The organism is Micromonospora sp. CB01531 (assembly GCF_001905095.1).
GTDB lineage: Bacteria > Actinomycetota > Actinomycetes > Mycobacteriales > Micromonosporaceae > Micromonospora.
The window spans coordinates 46,159-65,735 of record NZ_LWLS01000062.1; the positions used below are offsets into that span (position 1 = coordinate 46,159).

Consider the following 19,577-nt stretch of genomic DNA (forward strand, 5'->3'; position numbering starts at 1 on the left):
AGGAGCCGGGGCAGGCGGTGAAGGCCGCCCGCCCCGGTCTTCCCACTACTTCACCGGCGCCAAGGCGATCGCCGGGTCGAACGCGACGACCTGCTGCTGCGCCGGGGTCAGCGGGAACTTACCCCCGTCGCCACCGAGGGTCACCGACAGCCAGGAGCCGTCCGCGCGCCGGACACTGACCGTCCGCTCCGCCGAGCCGCCCGTGTTGGTGACGGTACGGTACTTCTCGCCGTGCGGCCCGACCCCGGCCGTGCAGCTGTAGACCTTGGTCCGCTTCCCGCAGGTCAGATCGCCGAAGAAGCCCGGGGCGGCCCGCCAGATCTGCACCGAGAAGAGCCCGGTCGCCTTGTCGACCAGGAGCCGGCCCTGTCCCCAGTACTCGTCGGCGGTGTTGTCACCCCCGGTGTCCGTCCAGACCGAGGCCAGGTCAGACGGGGTCGCGTCCGCACCGCCCGCACCCTTGACCCCGGGCACCTCCCGACGCAGTGCGGCGAACACCGCGTTGTCGATGCGCTTCTGCTGGGCCGGGTCGAACGGGCCGCTGGGCGGGGAAGGGCTCGGCGGCGGAGTCCGCGGCGCCTCGGAGGGCAGCGGCGGCGGCGGGGTCAGCACCACGCCGGGCGGCACCGAGGCCAGGGCGATCGCCGGGTCGAGCGCGATCGCGGTCTGCTGCTCGACAGTGAGCGGCAGCGCACCGTCGAGCTGCGACATGCTACTCATCAAGGTCACCGACACCAACATGTCGCCCGGCCGGACCACCCACACGTTTTGATAGTTACTGGTCGCTTCCTGACCGTCCGGGCGCCGGTCGGTACGGCCGCCGGTCAGCACCTCGATCCGCTCGCCGTTTGGTCCCACACTGTCCCGGCAGGTGGCCGACGGAGTCATATAGGCACACGACATGCGGGTTCGCCGACTCGCGAACCGTTCGATCTGCACCATGAAGTGTGCCTCGACCCCGTCGACCGCGATCCCCCCCTGCGCGCCGTAGTGGTCGACGGTGTTCGGCAGCTCGGTGCCGGACCGCCCGCCGTAGCGCCACCGGGGCCGGCCGGGGGAGAGTTCCTCCTCCCACTTCACCTTGGGCGCCTGGCGGGTCACCGCCGTGGCGACCGCGGCATCCAGGCGCGCCACGTCCTCCGGCGTGCCCGCCACAGTGGTGATCCGGGTCCGCTCGGCGGGGGCCGGCTGCCGCCCGACCGACGGCAGCCCGAGGGCCGCCGTGGCGGTCACCCCCAGCACCGCTGCCGCCGCGCCACCGCATACCCCCCAGCGACGCAGCCTGCGGTTGCGGCGCTGCCGCATGATCACCTGATCGACGTCGATCGTCGAGACCGGCGAGTCGCCGATCGCCTCGTCCAGAAACTGCCGGTAGCTCATGCCCACTCCTCCACGGATCGGCCCGACGCGTTGGTGGCGAGGACGCGGAGCATCTCGAGGCCGCGGGCCGCCTGGCTCTTCACCGTGCCGGGGCTGATCCCCAACGCCTCGGCGGTCTCCTCCACCGACAGGTCGCAGTAGAAGCGCAGCACGATCACCGCCCGCCGCCGCGGCGGCAGCTCCCCCAGCAGTTCGAGCAGGGCCTGCCGGTCGACCAGGGCCGTCTGCGGCAACGCCAGATCGACCTGGTCCGGCACCTCGTCCGTCGCCTGCTCGCGCCGCCAGGGCCGGCGCCGCTCGTCCAGCCAGGCGTTGGTCAGCACACCCCGCACGTACGCGTCGACGTTGTCCGCCGCGCGGACCCGGCGCCAGTGCCGGTAGAGCTTGCCGATGGTGATGGAGACCAGGTCGTCGGCGGTGTGCCAGTCGCGGCAGAGCAGGTACGCCGTGCGGCGCAACGCCTCCAGCCGGGCGACCACGAACTGCCGGTACTCGTCCTCGTCAGCCCGGTTCACGATCCGGGGCCCCTCGTTCGCCTCATGCCCAGGTGACGGAGAGATGGTGGGCGCGGGTTGCCCGGAACGGGATCATGTGGCGGGCGTTGACCCCTGCAAGAGCTGCTGTTCGTAGCGCAGCTCATGCAGATGGCTGCCTTTGACGAGCACCGACACCTCGACGGGTCGTCCACCGTCGGCACAGATCACGCGGTGCTGACGGATCACCGGGACGTACGGCGGCAGGTCCAGCATCTCGACCTCATCGGGCGTCGGCATCCGCGCCGACACCCGATCGATCATCTGCCCCTGCCGCAGGCCAAGTTCCGCCAGGACGCGGCCAGCCCCACCGTTGATCTTCTTGTGCTCGGCGAGCTCGGTACCGGCCACTAGGGAACTCGGATAGTAGGACCAGGACAGCTCGACGGGCTCACCACCGTGCAGCAACAGGCGATGTCGTAGCACAGCCTTCTCGCCTTCGCCCAAGCGCAGACTGCGGGCGGCCTCAGGTGGTGGAACGACCTCCGAGACGTCCAGCAGGCGGTACGAATATCCGCTGGGTGCGGGAGCGAGGTAGGCCGAGGCCGCCACCACCAGTGTCGGCCGTCGACGGACGAAGACGCCCTTGCCGACCTCGCTGTAGATCGAGCCTTCCGCCTTGAGCGCACCGAGGGCTCGCTGGATCGTCGCCGTCGCGGCGGCATAGCGGGTCACCAGGCTCGGGATCGAGGGCAACTGCGAGCCAGGCGGAAACTCCCCGGACATGATGCGAGCGCGGAGGTCCGCCGCGATCTGCTCGTGTCGAGGACGCCCGTCGGCCACCTCAGCTTCCCCCGTCAGGATCGTTGATTGTCATCTCGTATCGCAGGCGCCGGCCGTGCGGCACCATGGTCATCACGCTGGCCTCGATCGGCACTCCCTGACGGGTGCTGAGCAGCCGCGTGAGGCCGAGCACCCACTCCTGCCCGCTCAAGCCGAGCACGCGCCGCTCGGACTCGTCAGGCATCCGCGTGTAGGCGTCCTCCCGCACCAGCCCGGGTTCGTAGCCCAGCGTGGCGAGCAGCCCAACGGCCCCACCACGTATCTTGCGCGGCTCGGCGAGTGCGGTGCCCCGGGCGATGGAGGTCGGGTAATAGGAGTCGGTCAGCTCCACGGGGCGATCGTCCAGCAACATCAGGCGCCGGCGGACCACGACCGGCGCGCCCGGCTCGACCTGCAACGCTTCGGCGACCTCGGCCACCGGCACGATCTCCGCGACTTCAAGTAGGCGTTGCGTGCCCACGCCGCCTTGTTGCGCTGCGTCAGCGGCCCAGACATCGCCCTGCCCAGCGGATGCGGGAAGGACGTAAGGCATCGACACGCTGAGCCACCTTCGGTCACCCACGGCCCGCCTCCTGTCCATGTCGCCCGTCCCGCAAGGGTAGATCCCTCCCAGCGGCGTGTCGCGATGCTCGACACCCTTGGCACCTTATTCAAAGGGCAGTAAGGTTGCCCTAGAAAGAAACGGACCGGGGTGGGGCTGGTTTGGCGGCCTCTCCCACTCCCGGTCCGGCACGAGTCGAAGGGGGCAACCACACCGGATCGCGTCCCGGGGAACGACTCCCCTCCTGTCTACCACCCGTACGCACTTCCGCGTACCCGGGCGGTGGTGTGGCGCGTCCGGCCGTGACCGCTCCCGGCCAACCCGGCGTCGCGCCGACCCGACGGCGTGGCGCCGGACCGTAACGGGCGGGCGTGCGGCCCGTCGTACGACAGCGACCCGCCTGCGGTCCGCCGTGCGCCCGCCCCTCCGTCGGACAGGAGTGGAGATGGGTGTCTACCAGTCGACGACCAGCCGGTTGTGGCGCCGCGACGAGGCTGAAGCCGAGGCGGCACGCGAGATCCTGAGCAGCCACGTACCCGATGCGGAGAGCAACCTCTGCCTGGTCTGCCTGGTGCCCGGGCCGTGCCGGCCGGCGAACGCGGCAGCGAACCGGCTGGTCGACCTAGGCCGGCCGGTGCTACCGCCGGACGAGCCGAGGCGTCGGCGTAGCGGTTGGCGGGGCTGGCTCGGGCCGCAACGGCGGACGATGCCCCGGCGGGCACCGCTGTTGACCTTCGCCTGGATGCTCCGGCTCGGGGTGCCCGCTGCCGGGCCGGACGCCTGGGTGACCCCGTGACGGCTCGCGGGGCTCGGCGGATCGGGGTGGGTGACGTCGTGGAGGTGGCCGAGCAGTACTACTGCTACGGCCTGGGCACCCTGACGCTGCGGGTGATCGAGGTGGGGCGCCGCGAGCGGCACAGCGACGGGATCTGGATCAACCTGCGGGGCGTCGAGTTGGGTCGTCCCGCAGGCCCGCGCCAGGGGCGGGTACTCGCCCGACTCGACGCCGTACGGATCCGTTCGGCTTCCGCTCCGGCGGCGCACGTGCCCATCCGGCCCGGCTGGGGTTGCGCCGCCTGCGGCCAGGACTGGCCGTGCCCGGACCGCCGGCGGCGTTTGCTCAGGGAGTATGCGGAGAATCGCGCGGCCCTCGGCATCTACCTGAGCCTGCACCTAGTGGACGCGGCGGCCGATCTGCGCCACGCGCCAGCCGACTCTCTCTATTCGCGTTTCCTTGGCTGGCTGGGACAGGATCAGGACGGGGCGGGTCGGCCGGTAAGTGCGGTCCAGAGCCCGTCGCCCGCTTCCTCCTCGGTGTCGAAGCGCTCGCGGACGTCGTACGTGCCGCGCTCGTAGAGGCCGATCTCCCAGCCGCCGCCGGGCGAGCGGCGGAGGAACCAGAAGTCGGGAGGGACCGGCACGTGCTCGTGCACATCCTCCAACTCGAAGGCGTCCGGTGACAGCCCCGCCGCCAGCAGGGCGCCGCGTACCTGGTGCCGGTCCACTCCCGACCTCCTGTCCGTTCAGCAGGCGTCCGAGGACACTGCCCAGCCACCCGGATCCGTGCACATGCCGTCCAGGTACTCCTCGACGATGAACTTGTGGTCGAGCAGCCACTGCACGGTCACCGCGGTGGTGGCCTGCGGGAAGTACGCCTGGTTGAGTTGGAACTGGGTACCGGGCCGGGCTGGGCGAACCACGGTGCGATCGAGCCGGAGTCCACGTCGTCCCCGGGCCGGGCCGGCACCGGGGCCCCGCGACCGTCAGCGCTCTAGGATCGCCGTCACGCCCTGCCCGCCAGCGGCGCAGATGGAGATCAAGCCCCGACCGCTCCCCTTCTGATCGAGGAGCTTGGCCAGGGTGGCCACGATCCGGCCGCCGGTGGCCGCGAACGGGTGCCCAGCGGCCAGCGAGGAGCCGTTGACGTTGAGCCTGTCCCGGTCGATCGACCCGAGCGGCGCGTCCAAGCCCAGCCGCTCCTTGCCGAACTCGGGCGACTCCCAAGCGGCCAGGGTGGCCAGCACCTGCGCGGCGAACGCCTCGTGGATCTCGTAGAAGTCGAAATCCTGCAGGGTGAGGCCGGCCCGGGCCAGCATCCGGGGCACCGCGTACACAGGGGCCATCAGCAGCCCCTCGTCGCCGTGCACGAAGTCGACCGCGGCGGTCTCGCACCAGGAGAACCAGGCCAGCACCGGAAGGTGGTGCTCCCGCGCCCACTCCTCGGAGGCCAGCAGCACCGTCGACGCGCCGTCGGTGAGCGGCGAGGAGTTGCCGGCGGTCATGGTGGCCCGCTCGGCGTCCGGGCCCTTCGTGCCGAAGACCGGCTTCAGCGAGCCGAGCTTCTCCAGACTGGTGTCCGGGCGGAGGTTCTGGTCCCGGGTGAGCCCGAGATAAGGGGTCATCAGATCGTCGAAGAACCCCTTGTCGTACGCGGCGGCGAGCCGCTGGTGCGAGCGGAACGCCAGCTCGTCCTGGGCCTGCCGGTCGATGTTCCAGCGCAGCGCCGTCCGCGCCGCGTGCTCCCCCATGGAGAGCCCGGTACGCGGCTCCGCGTTGCGCGGGATCTCCGGCTTGAACGGCTGGTGCGGGCGGAACTTCGCGGCGACCTTCAGCCGCTCGCCGACGGTCCGGGCGGAGTTGAGCGCGAGCAGCGTACGGCGCAGGTCCTCGTTGAGGGCCAGCGGCGCGTCCGAGGTGGTGTCGACACCACCGGCGATGCCGACCTCGAGCTGCCCCAGGGCGATCTTGTTGGCGACCAGGATGGCGGCTTCGAGTCCGGTGCCGCAGGCCTGCTGGATGTCGTACGCCGGGGTGTGCGGGTCGAGCCGGGAGCCGAGCACCACCTCGCGGGTGAGGTTGAAGTCCCGGGAGTGCTTGAGCACCGCGCCGGCGACCACCTCGCCGACCCGCTGCCCGGCCAGGCCGAAGCGGGCGACCAGGCCGTCGAGCGCCGCGCCGAGCAGATCGGCGTTGGACGCGTGCGCGTAGCGCGAGTTGGACCGGGCGAACGGGATGCGGTTGCCGCCGATCACCGCGACCCGCCGGACACTCTGCATGATCGGCCTCCTCGATTCGGTTGCCCGTACCCTACTCGCCAGTAGGCTACGCCGTGCGGCGGCCGTGGCGCGAGTCCTGGGCCGTCGGCCCGGTCCAGGGCGGACGACCGGCGCCGGCATGGCAGGGGTTGCGTCCAACCTACTCGCCAGTAGGCTACGGGCATGAGCGAGCGCCAGCGAGCGAATCATCAGTGCGGTGCGGTGGTGCCTCATGCCGGCACTCGGCGAAGCGGAGGGCCGGCATGAGCGACCGCTACGCGAGCTTCGTCCACACGGGGGCCGGCCGCGCGCTGGTCAAGCGCCTCGGGCTGCCCGACCCGCCCCGACTGCGCCGGCACACGCCGGGCGACCCGCTCGTTCCCGGGCCGGTCCTGCTCGGCTCGTCGACCGGTGGCCGGCTCGCCGAGCCGGTCGGCAAGATCCTGGCCACCGCCGGGGTCGAGCTGCCCGACCCGGCCGCCGCCACCGACGCCACCTCGCGCTTCGCCGCCCTGGTGTACGACGCGACCGGTCTCACCGACTCGACCGAGCTGCGCCAGCTCTACGACTTCTTCCACCCGCACGCCCGAGCCCTGCTTTCCTGCGGCCGGGTGATCGTGCTGGGCACACCGCCGGCCGAGTGCGACTCGCCCCGCGAGGCGACCGCCCAGCGCGCCCTGGAGGGGCTGACCCGCAGCATCGGCAAGGAGTTCGGCCGGGGCATCACCGCCCAGCTCGCGTACGTCACGAAGCACGGCGACGCCGGCACCCCGGTCAGCCTGGAGTCCACGCTGCGCTTCCTGCTGTCGGGCCGGTCCGCCTACGTCTCCGGGCAGGTGATCCGGGTCGGCGCCGGCACGGCCACCCCGCCGGCCGACTGGGACCGGCCGCTGGACGGCCAGGTGGTCCTGGTCACCGGGGCGGCCCGGGGCATCGGTGCGGCCCTGGCACGGGTGCTCGCCCGGGACGGCGCCCGGGTGGTGGCGCTGGACATCCCCGCCGCCGGGGACGAGCTGGCCACGGTCGCCAACGAGGTCGGCGGCAGCGCGGTGCAGCTCGACCTGACCGCGGCGGACGCGCCGACCCGGCTGGCCGAACACCTGGCGAGCCGGCACGGCCGGGTCGACGTGGTGGTGCACAACGCCGGCATCACCCAGGACCGGACGCTCGGCCGGATGGACGCCGACCGCTGGGACTCGGTGATCGACGTGAACCTGTCCAGCCAGGAACGGATCAACGACCTGCTGCTGGAGCGCGACCTGATCCCGGCCGGCGGCCGGATCGTCTCGGTCTCCTCGATCGCCGGCATCGCCGGCAACCGGGGGCAGACCAACTACGCGACCAGCAAGGCCGGCGTGATCGGCCTGGTCGACTCGCTCACCCCGGTGCTGCGCGAACGCGGGATCAGCCTCAACGCGGTCGCGCCCGGATTCATCGAGACCCGGCTGACCGCCCGGATCCCGCTGATGATCCGGGAAGCGGGCCGCCGGATGAACAGCATGGCCCAGGGCGGACTGCCGGTGGACGTGGCCGAGACGATCGGCTGGCTCTCGTGGCCGGCGACCGGCGCGGTCAGCGGCAACGTGGTCCGCGTCTGCGGCCAGAGCCTGCTGGGGGCGTGATGGCGCGGCGCAAGCAGCGGCGGCCGGAGGAGCCGGTCGAGGAGCTGTCGGTACACGAGCTGATCGAGGGCCCGACCCAGGACCTCACCGCGGCCCGGACCGCCGCGGCGCGGACGGCCGGCAAGCCGCGCCCGTCCGCCGACGAGACGCAGGACCTCTCCGGCGCGGCCACCGAGGCCACCCGGGACCTGTCGACCGTCGCCGGGGCGGCCGTCGCGCCGGCGACCGCCGGCACCGCGGGGCGCGTCCGCATCGACCTGCCCCGGATGCCGGTGGCCGGCGTCCTCTACCGGCGGGCCCTGCTCGGCGCCCTGCCCGGGATGGGCGGCCGGCGCGGCCAGGAGCTGCCCGAGGTGGAACTCGGCGTGGGCGGCGTGACCGTGGACCGGGCGCACCTGGCTGACTACGACCGGGTCTGCGGCTTCCGGCTCACCGACCGGCTGCCGGCGACGTACGTGCACGTGCTGGGCTTCCCGCTGGCGCTGCGGCTGATGACCGCGGCGGAGTTCCCGATCCCGCTGACCGGGGTGGTGCACGTGGCGAACCGGATCACCGTGCACCGGCCGATCGGGGCCGGCGAGACCCTGGACTTCCACACGTACGCCGAGAACCTGCGCCCGCACGAGCGGGGCCGGCAGCTCGACGTGGTGCTGGTCGGCTCGGTCGACGGCACGGAGGTCTGGCGGGGCGTCTCGACGTACCTCGGGAAGGAGCGGACGGCGGGCGGCGGCCCGCGACGCGACCGGGGTGATCGCCCGAACCTGCCGGACGCCGCGGCGCACTGGCGGGTGACCCCCCGGGTGGGTACCGACTACGCCCGGGTCTCCGGCGACCACAACCCGATCCACACCTCGCGGCTCGGGGCACGCCTGTTCGGTTTCCCCCGCCCGATCGCGCACGGCATGTGGAGCAAGGCCCACTGCCTGGCCGCGCTGGAGAGCCGGCTGCCGGAGGCGTACTCGGTGGACGTGGCGTTCAAGCTGCCGGTGCCACTGCCGTCCACGGTGGCCTTCAGCGCCACCGCGACCGGCGGGACCTGGGATTTCGCCCTGCACGACGCGCGGTCCGGCGGGCCGCAGCTGGTGGGCACCGTCCGCTGACCCCAACCGGACGGCCCGACCGCGGCGGACAAGGTGACCGGTGCGGAAGGGGCCCTTGTCAACGCCTGAGGTCGAGGTCGGGCCTTCTCACCGGCGGGTGCGGGACGGCAGGCGCGGGGCAGCGGGCGCGGGGGCGTGATCCGGCGACTCGGCCCGCCGGCCCGTCCGGCGGCACCAGCATGAGGGCATGGGGGACGTGCTCGACCTGCTGCACCAGACGGCGACCTCGCCGTGGGCGTACCTGGTGATCTTCGTGGTCACCGCGATCGACGCGTTCTTCCCGCTGCTGCCCGGCGAGACGGTGGTGATCACCGCCGCGGTCTTCGCGGCGGACGGGGAACCCGCCCTGGCCGCGCTGATCGTGGCCGCCGCGCTCGGCGCGCTCGCCGGCGACCACCTCTCGTACGCCATCGGGCGCGGCGGCGGCGCGCACCGGCTGGCCCGGCTGCCCGCCGACAGCCGGCGGCGGGCGAGTTCCGAGTGGGCCCGCCGGGCGGTCGACCGGCGCGGCGGGCTCATCCTGACCACCGCCCGCTACGTCCCGGGCGGCCGGACGGCGGTCACCCTGACCATGGGCGCGGTCGGCTACCCGCTCCGCTGTTTCCTGATGTACGACCTGCTCGCCTGCGCCGCCTGGGCGGTCTACTGCGGGCTGCTCGGCTTCTTCGGCGGGCTGACCTTCAAGCAGAACCCGATCCAGGGCCTGCTGCTCGGGGTGGGTCTGTCGCTCGTGGCCACCGGAGTGTTCGAAGCCGTCCGCTGGATCCGCCGCCGGTCCCGGTCCCGCGCCGCCACCCGCGGTTGAGCCGTGCTCAGTCGGCCGGCGGGTGCCAGGTGACGCCGCGCAGCAGGCGGTCGGCGCCGAGCCAGGCGACGTTCATCATCCGGGTGGCGGTCTTCTCCGGGTCCGCCTCCGGGTGGTCGGCGAGCCAGTCGGCCAGCGACTCGCTCGCCCCGACCAGGGCGTACGCGACCACCTCCAGGTCGGTGCCGCGCACCTCGCGCCCCTTCGCGCGCAGCGCGTGGTCGAGCATGCTGGCGACCACCTCGACCAGCCGGCCGCGCATGGTGGCCACCTCGGCGGCGAACGGCCGCTCGCCGCGGGCCTGCCGGTAGAGCACCGCCCAGCCGTCGCGGTGCGCGCCGACGAAGCCGAAGAAGGCGCGCAGCCCGCGCCAGAGCCGTTCGTCGGCGGGCAGGTCGGGGGCGGCGGCCCCGGCGATGGCCTCCATCAGCCGGGTGCCCTCCCGGTGCAGGCAGGCGACGAAGAGTTCTTCCTTCGTGCCGAGATACGCGTAGACCATCGGCTTGGAGATGCCGGCGTCTTCGGCGATCTCGTCCATGCTGGCCGCGTGGAAACCCCTGCGTGAGAACACCTTGACCGCCGCGTCGAGCATCTGCTGCTCGCGTACGGCCCGGGGCAGGCGCTTGAAGGTCGGGCTGGACACTCTTGCGAGCATACCTACTCGTGCGTAGGGTTACGGCTGAGTAACCAAAGTCGGCCCGCTCCGGAAGGTGCAAACCCTCATGACTGACTTCGACCCGGCCAATTTCGCGAACGTCGGCCCGAAGGAGTTCGCGCAGCTGGTCAAGTCCACCCCTGACGACAAGATCGCCGATGTCATGTCCGGCGACCTGCGCGGCAAGATCCTGAGCGCGGTCTTCGACCGGATGCCGAGCCTGTTCCGGGCCGACCGTGCCGGCTCCACCAACGCGGTCATCCACTGGAACGTCACCGGGCGCCCCGACGGCGGCACCGACACCTACGAGATCGTCATCGAGAACGGCACCTGCGCCGTCTCCGACACCCCGCAGCGGGACCCGAAGCTCAGCCTCACCATGGGCCCGGTCGAGTTCCTGAAGATCGTCTCCGGTGGCGGCAACCCGGTCATGATGTTCATGACCGGCAAGCTGAAGGCCAAGGGCGACCTGGGCCTCGCCGCCAACATCGCCAACCTGTTCGACATCCCGAAGGCCTGACGTGGTGGAGTTCTCGCTCGACCTGAACGAGGAACAGCGGGACCTCCGCGCCTGGGTGCACGGCTTCGCGGCCGAGGTCGTGCGCCCGGCCGCGGCCGAGTGGGACGCCCGCGAGGAGACGCCCTGGCCGATCATCCAGGAGGCGGCGAAGGTCGGCCTGTACGGCTTCGAGTTCCTCGCCACCTGCTGGGCCGACCCCACCGGGCTCTCGCTGCCGATCGCCAGCGAGGAGCTGTTCTGGGGCGACGCCGGCATCGGGCTGGGCATCTTCGGCACCTCGCTGGCCGTCGCCGCCATCTACGGCGCGGGCACACCCGACCAGCTCGTCGAATGGGTGCCGCAGTGCTTCGGTGACGTCGACCAGCCCGCGGTCGCCGCGTTCTGCACCACCGAGCCGGAAGCCGGCTCCGACGTCGGGTCGATGCGTACCCGCGCCGTCTACCACGAGGCCACCGACGAGTGGGTGCTGAGCGGGCAGAAGGCGTACGCCACCAACGGCGGGATCGCCGGGGTGCACGTGGTCACCGCCTCGGTCGACCCCGAGCTGGGCTCGCGCGGGCAGGCCGCCTTCGTCGTACCGCCGGGCACGCCGGGGCTCAACGCCACCCGCAAGCTGCGCAAGCTCGGGCTGCGCGCGTCCCACACCGCCGACGTCTTCCTCGACGACGTCCGGGTGCCGGGGCGCTGCCTGCTCGGCGGCAAGGAGGCGCTCGACGAGCGGTTGGCCCGGGCCCGCTCCGGGCAACGCGCCTCCGGTCAGGCGGCAATGCGCACCTTCGAACTGTCCCGCCCGACCGTCGGCGCGCAGGCGCTCGGTGTGGCCCGCGCCGCGTACGAGTACGCCCTCGACTACGCCAAGAACCGGGTCCAGTTCGGCCGCCCGATCATCGAGAACCAGGCGGTCGCGTTCGCGCTCGCCGACATGAAGATGGAGATCGACGCGGCGCGGCTGCTGGTCTGGCGGGCCTCCTGGATGGGCCGCAACAACCGGCCGTTCACCGCGGGCGAGGGCTCGATGTCCAAGCTCAAGGCCGGCGAGGTAGCCGTCTCGGTCACCGAGAAGGCGGTCCAGCTCCTCGGCGGGGCCGGCTTCCTGCGTGACCACCCGGTGGAGCGGTGGTACCGGGACGCCAAGATCTACACCATCTTCGAAGGAACCTCCGAGATCCAGCGCCTGGTCATCTCCCGGGCCATCTCCGGGATGCAGCTCCGCTGACCGCCGGCGGACCCCGATCCGGCCCGCGACGACCGACCGCTGTGCCGAGCGGCACGCCGTCGCGGGTCGGGCCGCCGGTCTCCAGCACCGGCCGCCCAGGCGCTCCGGCGGTGATCACCCCGCTGGGCGCCGCGCCGCCACGGGTACCTGATCGAGAGGAGCGTTGCCCCGTGGACCTGCCGTTCGTCGTCGCCACGCTGACCCGACGCGGGCTGCTCAACCCGGGCCGGCCGATCCGGGTCGCCGCCCAACTCGACGCGCTGCGGAAATGGGGCTGGAGCCTCGCCGGAGAGCTGCGCCAAGCCGCCGCCCGCGACCCCGGGCGCACCGCGATCGTCGACGAGCACGGCGCCACGCTGACGTACCAGGAGCTGCTGGACCGGACGGAACGGCTGGCCCGGTCGATGCGGACCCGATACGGCGTACGGGCCGGCGACCGGGTCGGCGTGCTCTGCCGCAACCACCACGGGCTGGTCGAGGCGGTCGTCGCGGCGATGCTGCTCGGCGCGGACGCCGTACTGGTCAACACCGGGCTGTCCGCGGCGCAGCTCGCCACCGTGGCGGAGGAGCAGGCGCTGCGGTTGCTGGTGCACGACGCCGAGTTCGCCGAACGCATCCTCGGCCTCCCCGCCGACGTGCACCGGGTCGACGAGCGCGCCCGGGACGAACTGATCGCCGGGGCCCTGCCCGGGGAGCAGCTCCAGCCGCCGGAGCAGGATGGGCGGACCATCGTCCTCACCTCCGGCACCACCGGCGCACCCAAGGGCGCCCGCCGGCCCACACCGAACGGCTTCGGCCCGCTGGTCTCCATCATCGACCGGATCCCGCTGCACGCCCGGGACACCGTGATGATCGCCGCGCCGCTCTTCCACACCTGGGGGTACGCCGCCCTCCAGGTGGCGTTCGCCATGCGCGCCACCATCGTGCTGCACCGCCGCTTCGACCCGGCTGCCACGCTGGCCGCCCTGGTGGCGCAGTCCTGCGACGCGCTGTTCGCCGTACCGGTGATGCTGCAGCGGCTGATGGAGGTCCCGGCGCCGGACCCCCGGCCGCCGCTGAAGGTGGTCGCGGTCAGCGGCTCCGCCCTCCCCGGCGGGCTGGCCACCGCGTTCATGAACCGCTACGGCGATGTCCTGCACAACCTCTACGGCTCGACCGAGGTCTCCTGGGCGTCCATCGCCGGCCCGGCCGACCTGCGTGCGGCGCCCAACAGTGCCGGCCGCCCGCCGCACGGCACCCGGCTGGCGATCCTCGACGACGCCGGCGAACCGGTCGGGGAGGGGCAGGTCGGGCGGATCTTCGTGGGCAACGAGATGCTCTTCGAGGGCTACACCTCGGGGGCCAGCCGAGAGCGCCGCGACGGCCTGCTGGACACCGGCGACCTGGGCCGGCTCGACGGCGGCCTGCTCTTCGTCGACGGACGGGCCGACGACATGATCGTCTCCGGGGGCGAGAACGTCTTCCCCGCCGAGGTCGAGGACCTGATCGCCCGGCTGCCGCAGGTCCGCGAGGTCGCGGTGATCGGCGTACCGGACGCCGAGTACGGCCAGCGGCTCGCCGCGTTCCTGGCCCTGCACCCCGGCGAGACCCTCGACCCGGAGCCGGTCCGCGAGTACGTGCGGCACTACCTGGCCCGCTACTCGGTGCCCCGAGACGTGATCTTCGTGAAATACCTGCCGCGCAACGCCACCGGCAAGGTACTCACCCGCGAGCTACGCCGCTACTACGGCTGAGTCAAGGGGCCAAAAGGGACCTACTGCCCTGGGAGGGCGGGATGGTACGTTCCATCCGCCGGCGGTCCCCGGCAGGTCCGTTCACTCGTCCGGGAGCTGCCTCCATGGTCCGACTCCGCCGACGCTGGGCACTCGGCCTCCTCCTCGGCGGCGCCTCCGCCACCGCACTCGGCGCCACCGAACCCGTCCTCGGCCGGCGCCGCGCCGGCACCCTCGTCCGCCGCCAGCCCCCACCGGTCGAGGTGGAGAACCACGCGGCCGGGGAACCCTGGTGGCCGCAGGACGGCCCCCGCGCCGCCGACGACCGACAGCGCCAGATCCAGGGGTACGCCTCGGCGACCAGCGCCGCCCCCGGCCAGACCGTCGACTTCCACGTCGCCGTCAACCCGGCCGGCCCGTTCCGGATCACCGTCCACCGGCTCGGCTGGTACGACGGCGCCGGCGCCCGCACCATGCTGACCAGTCCCGAGCTGGCCGGGGTGCCGCAACCCATCCCGGCGACCGACCCGGCAAACGGCACCATCGCGTGCCGCTGGCCGGTGTCCTGGACCCTGCGGATCCCCGACCACTGGACCTCCGGCCTCTACCAGGCGGTGTTCACCTCGGCCGCGGGCTGGCGCGCCTGCACGCCGTTTGTGGTCCGCGACGACCGGCGCGCCGCCCCGCTCTGCGTGGTGCTGCCCGTGACCACCTGGCAGGCGTACAACCAGTGGCCGACGGACCGGTTGATCGGCAAAAGCCTCTACAACGGCTACACGGCCGGCCGGCGGGATCCCCTGGTCCGGGCCCGGGAGGTCTCGTTCGACCGGCCGTACTCCAACGAGGGCATCCCGATCCACCTCAGCCGGGACCACGACGTCATCCAGTGGCTGGAGCGAAACCGGTACGACGTCAGCTACGCGACCAACTTCGACCTGCACTCCGGTCGGCTCGACCCGACCCGATACCAGGGCATCGTGTTCGCCGGGCACGACGAGTACTGGTCGGTGGAGATGCGGCGGGCCGCGGAACGGGCGGTCGCCGCCGGCCGGAGCCTGGCCTTCCTCGGCGCCAACAGCGTCTACTGGCACATCCGGGTCCGGCCAGCCGCCGACGGGCGCGCCGAGCGCGTGGTCGCCTGCGCCAAGACCATGCCCGACCCGGGTCAGGACGGCGCCGGCCCCACTCTCCGGTGGCGCAGCATCCGCCAGCCCGAACAGGCGCTGATCGGCGTGCAATACAACGGCATCGTCGGCGCGCCGCAACCGCTGGTGGTCAACTCGGCGAGCCACTGGTTCTGGGCCGGCACGGGCGTGTCCGACGGCGACCGGATCCCCGGGGTGGTCGGCGGCGAGGCCGACGGCCTCAACCCCAGGACGCCCCGCCCGGCCGCCGCCACCGCCACCGAGCTGAGCCGGTCGCCGTACCGGACCCGGGAGGGCGGGAGGCGGGTGCAGAACACGCACCTGTACGAGACGCCGCAGGGCGGTCTCGTCTTCGCCACCGGCACGCTCTGCTGGACCATGGCGTTGAACCGCCCCGGGCACCGCGACGAGCGGATCGAACGGGCCACCGCCAACCTGCTCGACCGGATCGTCGGCCGCGCCCGGGCCTCAGCCGCTGCCAGGGCGTCCGAGCCCGCCGCGGGGTAGCAGCGAGATCGACCGCCCGGCTCGCCGGGTCGGCCCGTTCGTCCCGCGATTGATCACCGTGCAGGGCGGATCTCATCGAGCCGGCAGTCGACGTCGCCGCCCGTCCGGTCGCCCGAGGGCAAGCGGTCGCCCGCGCACCACCTGCTGGCGCCTCGGCTGCTCCGCGGGACCCCCGGTCAGGCCGGGACGGTCACCTGGCCGGCCACCGCCGCGGCGGCGATGTCGGTGCGGTGGTGCGAGCCGGCCAGCTCGATGGCCCTTACCAGGGCGTAGGCGGCATCCCGCGCGGCGGCCAGGTCCGGGCCGGTGGCCGTACCGCAGACGACCCGGCCCCCGGCGGAGCGCAGCGTGCCGTCGGCGTCCCGGCGGGTGCCGGCGTGGATGACCCCGGGGCGGTCCGCGCCGGTGATCACGCCGCCGGTACGCGGCGCCGCCGGGTATCCCTCGGCGGCCACCACGACGGTGACCGCCGCGCCGTCCCGCCAGCGCAGCGGCGGGTGCGCGGCCAGCGTGCCGGTGGCGGCGGCGTGCAGCAGCCCGGCGAGCGGCGTCTCCAGCAGGGCGAGGACGACCTGGGTCTCCGGGTCGCCGAAGCGGGCGTTGAACTCGATCACGCGGGGGCCGGCGGCGGTGATCGCCAGGCCCACGTAGAGCAGGCCCGCGAACGGGGTGCCCCGGCGGCGCATCTCGGCCAGCGTCGGGTGCACGACGTCGCGCATCACCTCATCCACCAAGCCGGGCGGCGCCCAGGGCAGCGGCGTGTACGCGCCCATGCCGCCGGTGTTCGGGCCGGTGTCGCCGTCGCCGACCCGCTTGAAGTCCTGCGCGGGCAGCAGCGGCAGGGCCGCCTCCCCGTCGGTGACCACGAAGAGGGACACCTCGGGGCCGGCCAGGTACTCCTCGACCACCACCCGGCCGCAGTCCTGCGCGTGCTTCGCGGCGACCGCCCGGTCGCTGGTCACCACGACGCCCTTGCCGGCGGCCAGTCCGTCGTTCTTCACCACGTACGGCGGCCCGAACTCGTCCAGTGCTCTGCCGGTGCTCTCCTGCTCCGTGCAGGTGTACGCCCGCGCGGTCGGCACCTCGGCGGCGGTCATCACGTCCTTGGCGAACGTCTTGGAACCCTCCAGCCGGGCCGCCTCCGCAGACGGGCCGAACACGGCGATGCCCTTGGCGCGTACCGCGTCGGCGACCCCGGCCACCAGCGGCGCCTCCGGCCCGATCACCACCAGGTCAGCACCCACCTCGACGGCGAGCCCCGCCACCGCCGCCGGATCGGTCGGAGCAACCTCCCGCAGCTCAGCCATGGCCGCGATCCCAGGATTCCCCGGCGCCGCGATCAACGCCGTGACGGACGGATCACCGGCCAACCCGAGCGCGAGCGCGTGCTCCCGCCCCCCACCACCTACAAGCAAAACCCGCACAACCCCGCATCCTACTGACCCCACCTCCCCACCCCGTTGATCATGAGGTTAGCGGCGAGATGGATCTCTGATCGTGCCGCTAACCTCATGATCAACAAAGCGATCCTGGGGTGGGGGTTTTAGAGGAGGGGGTGGCGGAGGACGTTTTCGTCGCGGCCGGGGCCCACCCCGACGACGCTGACCCGGGTGCCGGTTAGTTCCTCGATGCGCGCGATGTAGCGGCGCGCGTTCTCGGGGAGTTCGTCCTCGGTGCGGGCCTTGGTGATGTCCTCCCACCAGCCGTCGAGCTCTTCATAGATCGGCGTCGCGTGGTGGAAGTCGGTCTGCGTCATCGGCATGTCGTCGACCCGCTCGCCGTTGATCTGGTACCCGACGCAGATCGGCACCTTGGGCAGGCCGGTGAGCACGTCCAGCTTGGTGACGACCAGATCGGTGACCCCGTTGAGGCGGCACGCGTACCGGGCCACGACCGCGTCGAACCAGCCGGCCCGGCGCTCCCGGCCGGTGGTGGTGCCGTACTCGTGGCCGATCTTGACAAGGTGCCGGCCGTTGTCGTCGAAGAGCTCGGTCGGGAACGGTCCCGCGCCCACTCGGGTGGTGTACGCCTTGCTGACCGCGATGACCTTGGTGATCGCGGTGGGCGGGATGCCCGCACCCACGCACGCCCCACCGGCCGTCGGGTTCGACGAGGTCACGAAGGGGTACGTGCCGTGGTCCATGTCGAGCATGGTGGCCTGGGCACCCTCCAGCAGGACCGTCTCGCCCCGGTCCAGCGCGTCCCAGAGCATCGCCCGGGTCTCGGCGATGTACGGCTTGAGCCGCTCGGCGTACCCGAGGTACTCCTCGATCGTCGCGTCGACGTCGATCGCCTTGCGGTTGTAGACCTTGAACAGCACCTGGTTCTTCTCGCGGAGCGCCAGCTCCAGCTTCTTGCGCAGGATGCCGGGGTCGAGCAGGTCCTGGAGCCGGATGCCCATCCGGGCGACCTTGTCCCCGTACGCGGGGCCGATGCCGCGGCCGGTCGTGCCGATCCGGGACGAGCCGAGGTAACGCTCGACCACCCGGTCCAGCGCCCGGTGGTGCGGCATGATCAGGTGCGCGTCGCCGGAGATGCGCAGCCGGGAGACGTCCACGCCCCGCTCGGCGAGACCGTCGATCTCCTCCAGCAGCACCTTCGGGTCGACCACCACGCCGTTGCCGATCACGATCATCGCGCTCGGCGAGAGCGCGCCGGACGGCATGAGGTGCAGCGCGTACTTCTGGCCGTCCGGGGTGATCACCGTGTGCCCGGCGTTGTTGCCGCCGGAGTAGCGCACCACGTAGTCAACCCGCCCACCCAGCAGGTCGGTAACCTTGCCCTTACCCTCGTCGCCCCACTGGGCGCCGAGGAGCACGATCGCTGGCATCTTCTCCGCCTCCAGAAGGCTCGGGTGCCAGGCGGCGACCGGTCAGCGAGCCCGGGGTGTCAGGCTAACAAGAGGTAACGGCGGGACCAGCAGGGGTTCGTCGAGAAGCAGGAGGCTCCTTCGTGTACGACGTGGTGCTGCTCAGCCTCGGCTCGGAGCGGGACGCGCCCGGCGGCGGCTGCGGCAGCGGCGGGGCCTGCTGCGGTGGCGCCTACGAAGCCGGCGGCGCGACGCCCGAGGAGCGCTGCGAGACCCCGCGCGTACCAGTGCTGGCCTGCGCGGACGCGCTGACCGCCCGGGGTGCCCGGGTGGAGACGGTCACCGCCCGCTCGGACGCCGACATCGACCAGGTGCTGGCCCGGCTCGACGGACCGCCGCGGGCGGACGGCCTCACCTGGCCCGATCCGGACGGCAAGACCCGCCTGGTGGTCGCCACGGCCAGTGACGGGCAGTTGCGCGCCGTGCTGCGCCGGTTGGTCCGGCGGTACGCTCCGCCGCCGAGCCGCCGTCCGGCCGACCTGCCCGGCAACCGGACGGTCCCGGATCTGCCGCCGGTCGGCGTACTCCCGCTCGATCCGGCCCGGACCGGGACGGCCCGTGACCTGGCCGCTCAGCTCGGGTTGCCGCGCGAACCGGCGGCGGTGGCCGCCGCGGTGCTGGACGGCACCGCCCGCCGGCTCGACCTGCTGCGCAACGACGGCGGCTCGGTGACCCTGGACGGCGCGCTGCTCGGCGCGGCCGACGACGCGGGCCGGCCGCTGCACTGGCGCGGCCGGGTCGAGGTCGACGACGCGGTCCTCTCCGACGGCGAGGAAGCGATCATGGCCTGCGCGATCGGCAACGCCGCCGGGTACGCGCGCCTCGACGACGTGACGCTGCTGGCCGACCCGGACCCGACCGACGGCCGGGTCGAGGTGGCGGTGGCCGTTCCGGTGGTCACCCGCTCCAGGTTGGGCCGCAGGCGGGTACGCCTCGAGGTGCGCCGGGCGCGAGGCCGGGCGGTGGCGGTCGTGCCCCGCGACGAAAAGGTGCCCTTCCTCGACGACGGCGTCGAGGGCGAGCTGAACCGAAAGCGGTCCTGGTGGACCGAGCCGGGCGCCTGGGCGGTCTGGACGTCCTGACCTCCGTCGATCTCGTGCGGCCCCCCGGCTGACCGGACGGCCTATCCTCGGCGGGAGGAAGGGGGAGGAACC

General features: G+C 72.8%; 19 protein-coding genes. 9 read left to right on the forward strand and 10 right to left on the reverse strand.

Annotated elements, in window-relative coordinates; all coding sequences use genetic code 11:
• Window positions 1-45: 45 nt before the first annotated feature.
• From A6A27_RS13910 to A6A27_RS13925, 4 genes are all read right to left on the reverse strand, one after another.
• On the reverse strand, window positions 46-1,380 hold the full coding sequence (locus tag A6A27_RS13910; protein WP_073835011.1) for a hypothetical protein: 1,335 nt from the start codon (window positions 1,378-1,380) through the stop codon (window positions 46-48).
• Window positions 1,377-1,895, reverse strand: coding sequence for a SigE family RNA polymerase sigma factor (locus A6A27_RS13915; protein ID WP_073835012.1), 519 nt, complete (start codon window positions 1,893-1,895; stop codon window positions 1,377-1,379). The genes A6A27_RS13910 and A6A27_RS13915 overlap by 4 nt, the downstream gene beginning before the upstream one ends.
• 72 nt (window positions 1,896-1,967) lie before the next feature.
• Complete coding sequence (locus A6A27_RS13920) at window positions 1,968-2,696, reverse strand: GntR family transcriptional regulator (protein WP_073835013.1); 729 nt, start codon at window positions 2,694-2,696, stop codon at window positions 1,968-1,970.
• Window position 2,697: 1 nt separating this feature from the next.
• On the reverse strand, window positions 2,698-3,258 hold the full coding sequence (locus A6A27_RS13925; RefSeq protein WP_073835096.1) for a UTRA domain-containing protein: 561 nt from the start codon (window positions 3,256-3,258) through the stop codon (window positions 2,698-2,700).
• Between the two features lie 424 nt (window positions 3,259-3,682).
• Here A6A27_RS13925 and A6A27_RS13930 point away from each other — a divergent pair, with 424 nt between their 5' ends.
• Window positions 3,683-4,033, forward strand: coding sequence for a hypothetical protein (locus tag A6A27_RS13930; RefSeq protein ID WP_073835014.1), 351 nt, complete (start codon window positions 3,683-3,685; stop codon window positions 4,031-4,033).
• A gap of 457 nt (window positions 4,034-4,490) precedes the next feature.
• Here the strand turns inward: A6A27_RS13930 and A6A27_RS13935 are convergent, their stop codons facing one another.
• The 3 genes from A6A27_RS13935 to A6A27_RS13940 form a co-directional block, all read right to left on the reverse strand.
• The gene (locus A6A27_RS13935; RefSeq protein WP_073835015.1) at window positions 4,491-4,742 is read right to left on the reverse strand and encodes a hypothetical protein; all 252 of its coding nucleotides are present in this window, start codon (window positions 4,740-4,742) and stop codon (window positions 4,491-4,493) included.
• Between the two features lie 18 nt (window positions 4,743-4,760).
• A complete protein-coding gene (locus A6A27_RS44230; RefSeq protein ID WP_158073982.1) occupies window positions 4,761-4,937 on the reverse strand; it encodes a hypothetical protein in 177 nt (58 codons plus the stop codon).
• Window positions 4,938-5,000: 63 nt separating this feature from the next.
• Window positions 5,001-6,293 carry an acetyl-CoA C-acetyltransferase gene (locus tag A6A27_RS13940; RefSeq protein WP_073835016.1) on the reverse strand — a complete coding sequence of 431 codons (1,293 nt, stop codon included), beginning with the start codon at window positions 6,291-6,293 and terminating at the stop codon, window positions 5,001-5,003.
• 242 nt (window positions 6,294-6,535) lie between these two features.
• On the opposite strand from A6A27_RS13940, the gene A6A27_RS13945 reads away from it, so the two are divergent.
• The 3 genes from A6A27_RS13945 (at window position 6,536) to A6A27_RS13955 (ending at window position 9,799) form a co-directional block, all read left to right on the forward strand.
• Window positions 6,536-7,894 carry a 3-oxoacyl-ACP reductase gene (locus A6A27_RS13945; protein WP_073835017.1) on the forward strand — a complete coding sequence of 453 codons (1,359 nt, stop codon included), beginning with the start codon at window positions 6,536-6,538 and terminating at the stop codon, window positions 7,892-7,894.
• Window positions 7,894-8,994: a MaoC/PaaZ C-terminal domain-containing protein gene (locus A6A27_RS13950; RefSeq protein ID WP_143193991.1), complete on the forward strand. Its 1,101-nt coding sequence runs from the start codon at window positions 7,894-7,896 to the stop codon at window positions 8,992-8,994. The genes A6A27_RS13945 and A6A27_RS13950 overlap by 1 nt, the downstream gene beginning before the upstream one ends.
• Window positions 8,995-9,181: 187 nt before the next feature.
• Window positions 9,182-9,799: a DedA family protein gene (locus tag A6A27_RS13955; protein WP_073835018.1), complete on the forward strand. Its 618-nt coding sequence runs from the start codon at window positions 9,182-9,184 to the stop codon at window positions 9,797-9,799.
• A 7-nt stretch (window positions 9,800-9,806) separates the two neighbouring features.
• Here A6A27_RS13955 and A6A27_RS13960 read toward each other — a convergent pair whose 3' ends face one another.
• Window positions 9,807-10,454, reverse strand: a complete 648-nt coding sequence (locus tag A6A27_RS13960; RefSeq protein WP_073835019.1) for a TetR/AcrR family transcriptional regulator — start codon at window positions 10,452-10,454, stop codon at window positions 9,807-9,809.
• A gap of 67 nt (window positions 10,455-10,521) precedes the next feature.
• Here A6A27_RS13960 and A6A27_RS13965 point away from each other — a divergent pair, with 67 nt between their 5' ends.
• From A6A27_RS13965 to A6A27_RS13980, 4 genes are all read left to right on the forward strand, one after another.
• On the forward strand, window positions 10,522-10,974 hold the full coding sequence (locus tag A6A27_RS13965) for an SCP2 sterol-binding domain-containing protein (RefSeq protein WP_073835020.1): 453 nt from the start codon (window positions 10,522-10,524) through the stop codon (window positions 10,972-10,974).
• 1 nt (window position 10,975) lies between these two features.
• Window positions 10,976-12,190 carry an acyl-CoA dehydrogenase family protein gene (locus A6A27_RS13970; RefSeq protein ID WP_073835021.1) on the forward strand — a complete coding sequence of 405 codons (1,215 nt, stop codon included), beginning with the start codon at window positions 10,976-10,978 and terminating at the stop codon, window positions 12,188-12,190.
• A 170-nt stretch (window positions 12,191-12,360) separates the two neighbouring features.
• Window positions 12,361-13,923, forward strand: coding sequence for an AMP-binding protein (locus tag A6A27_RS13975; protein WP_073835022.1), 1,563 nt, complete (start codon window positions 12,361-12,363; stop codon window positions 13,921-13,923).
• Between the two features lie 104 nt (window positions 13,924-14,027).
• A complete protein-coding gene (locus A6A27_RS13980) occupies window positions 14,028-15,554 on the forward strand; it encodes a N,N-dimethylformamidase beta subunit family domain-containing protein (protein ID WP_073835023.1) in 1,527 nt (508 codons plus the stop codon).
• Between the two features lie 176 nt (window positions 15,555-15,730).
• Here A6A27_RS13980 and purD read toward each other — a convergent pair whose 3' ends face one another.
• Together purD and A6A27_RS13990 are read right to left on the reverse strand one after the other, a co-directional pair.
• Complete coding sequence (purD, locus tag A6A27_RS13985; protein WP_073835024.1) at window positions 15,731-16,978, reverse strand: phosphoribosylamine--glycine ligase; 1,248 nt, start codon at window positions 16,976-16,978, stop codon at window positions 15,731-15,733.
• Between the two features lie 119 nt (window positions 16,979-17,097).
• A complete protein-coding gene (locus tag A6A27_RS13990) occupies window positions 17,098-18,384 on the reverse strand; it encodes an adenylosuccinate synthase (RefSeq protein WP_073835025.1) in 1,287 nt (428 codons plus the stop codon).
• A gap of 122 nt (window positions 18,385-18,506) precedes the next feature.
• Here A6A27_RS13990 and A6A27_RS13995 point away from each other — a divergent pair, with 122 nt between their 5' ends.
• Complete coding sequence (locus A6A27_RS13995; RefSeq protein WP_073835026.1) at window positions 18,507-19,505, forward strand: diacylglycerol kinase family protein; 999 nt, start codon at window positions 18,507-18,509, stop codon at window positions 19,503-19,505.
• Window positions 19,506-19,577: the final 72 nt, after the last annotated feature.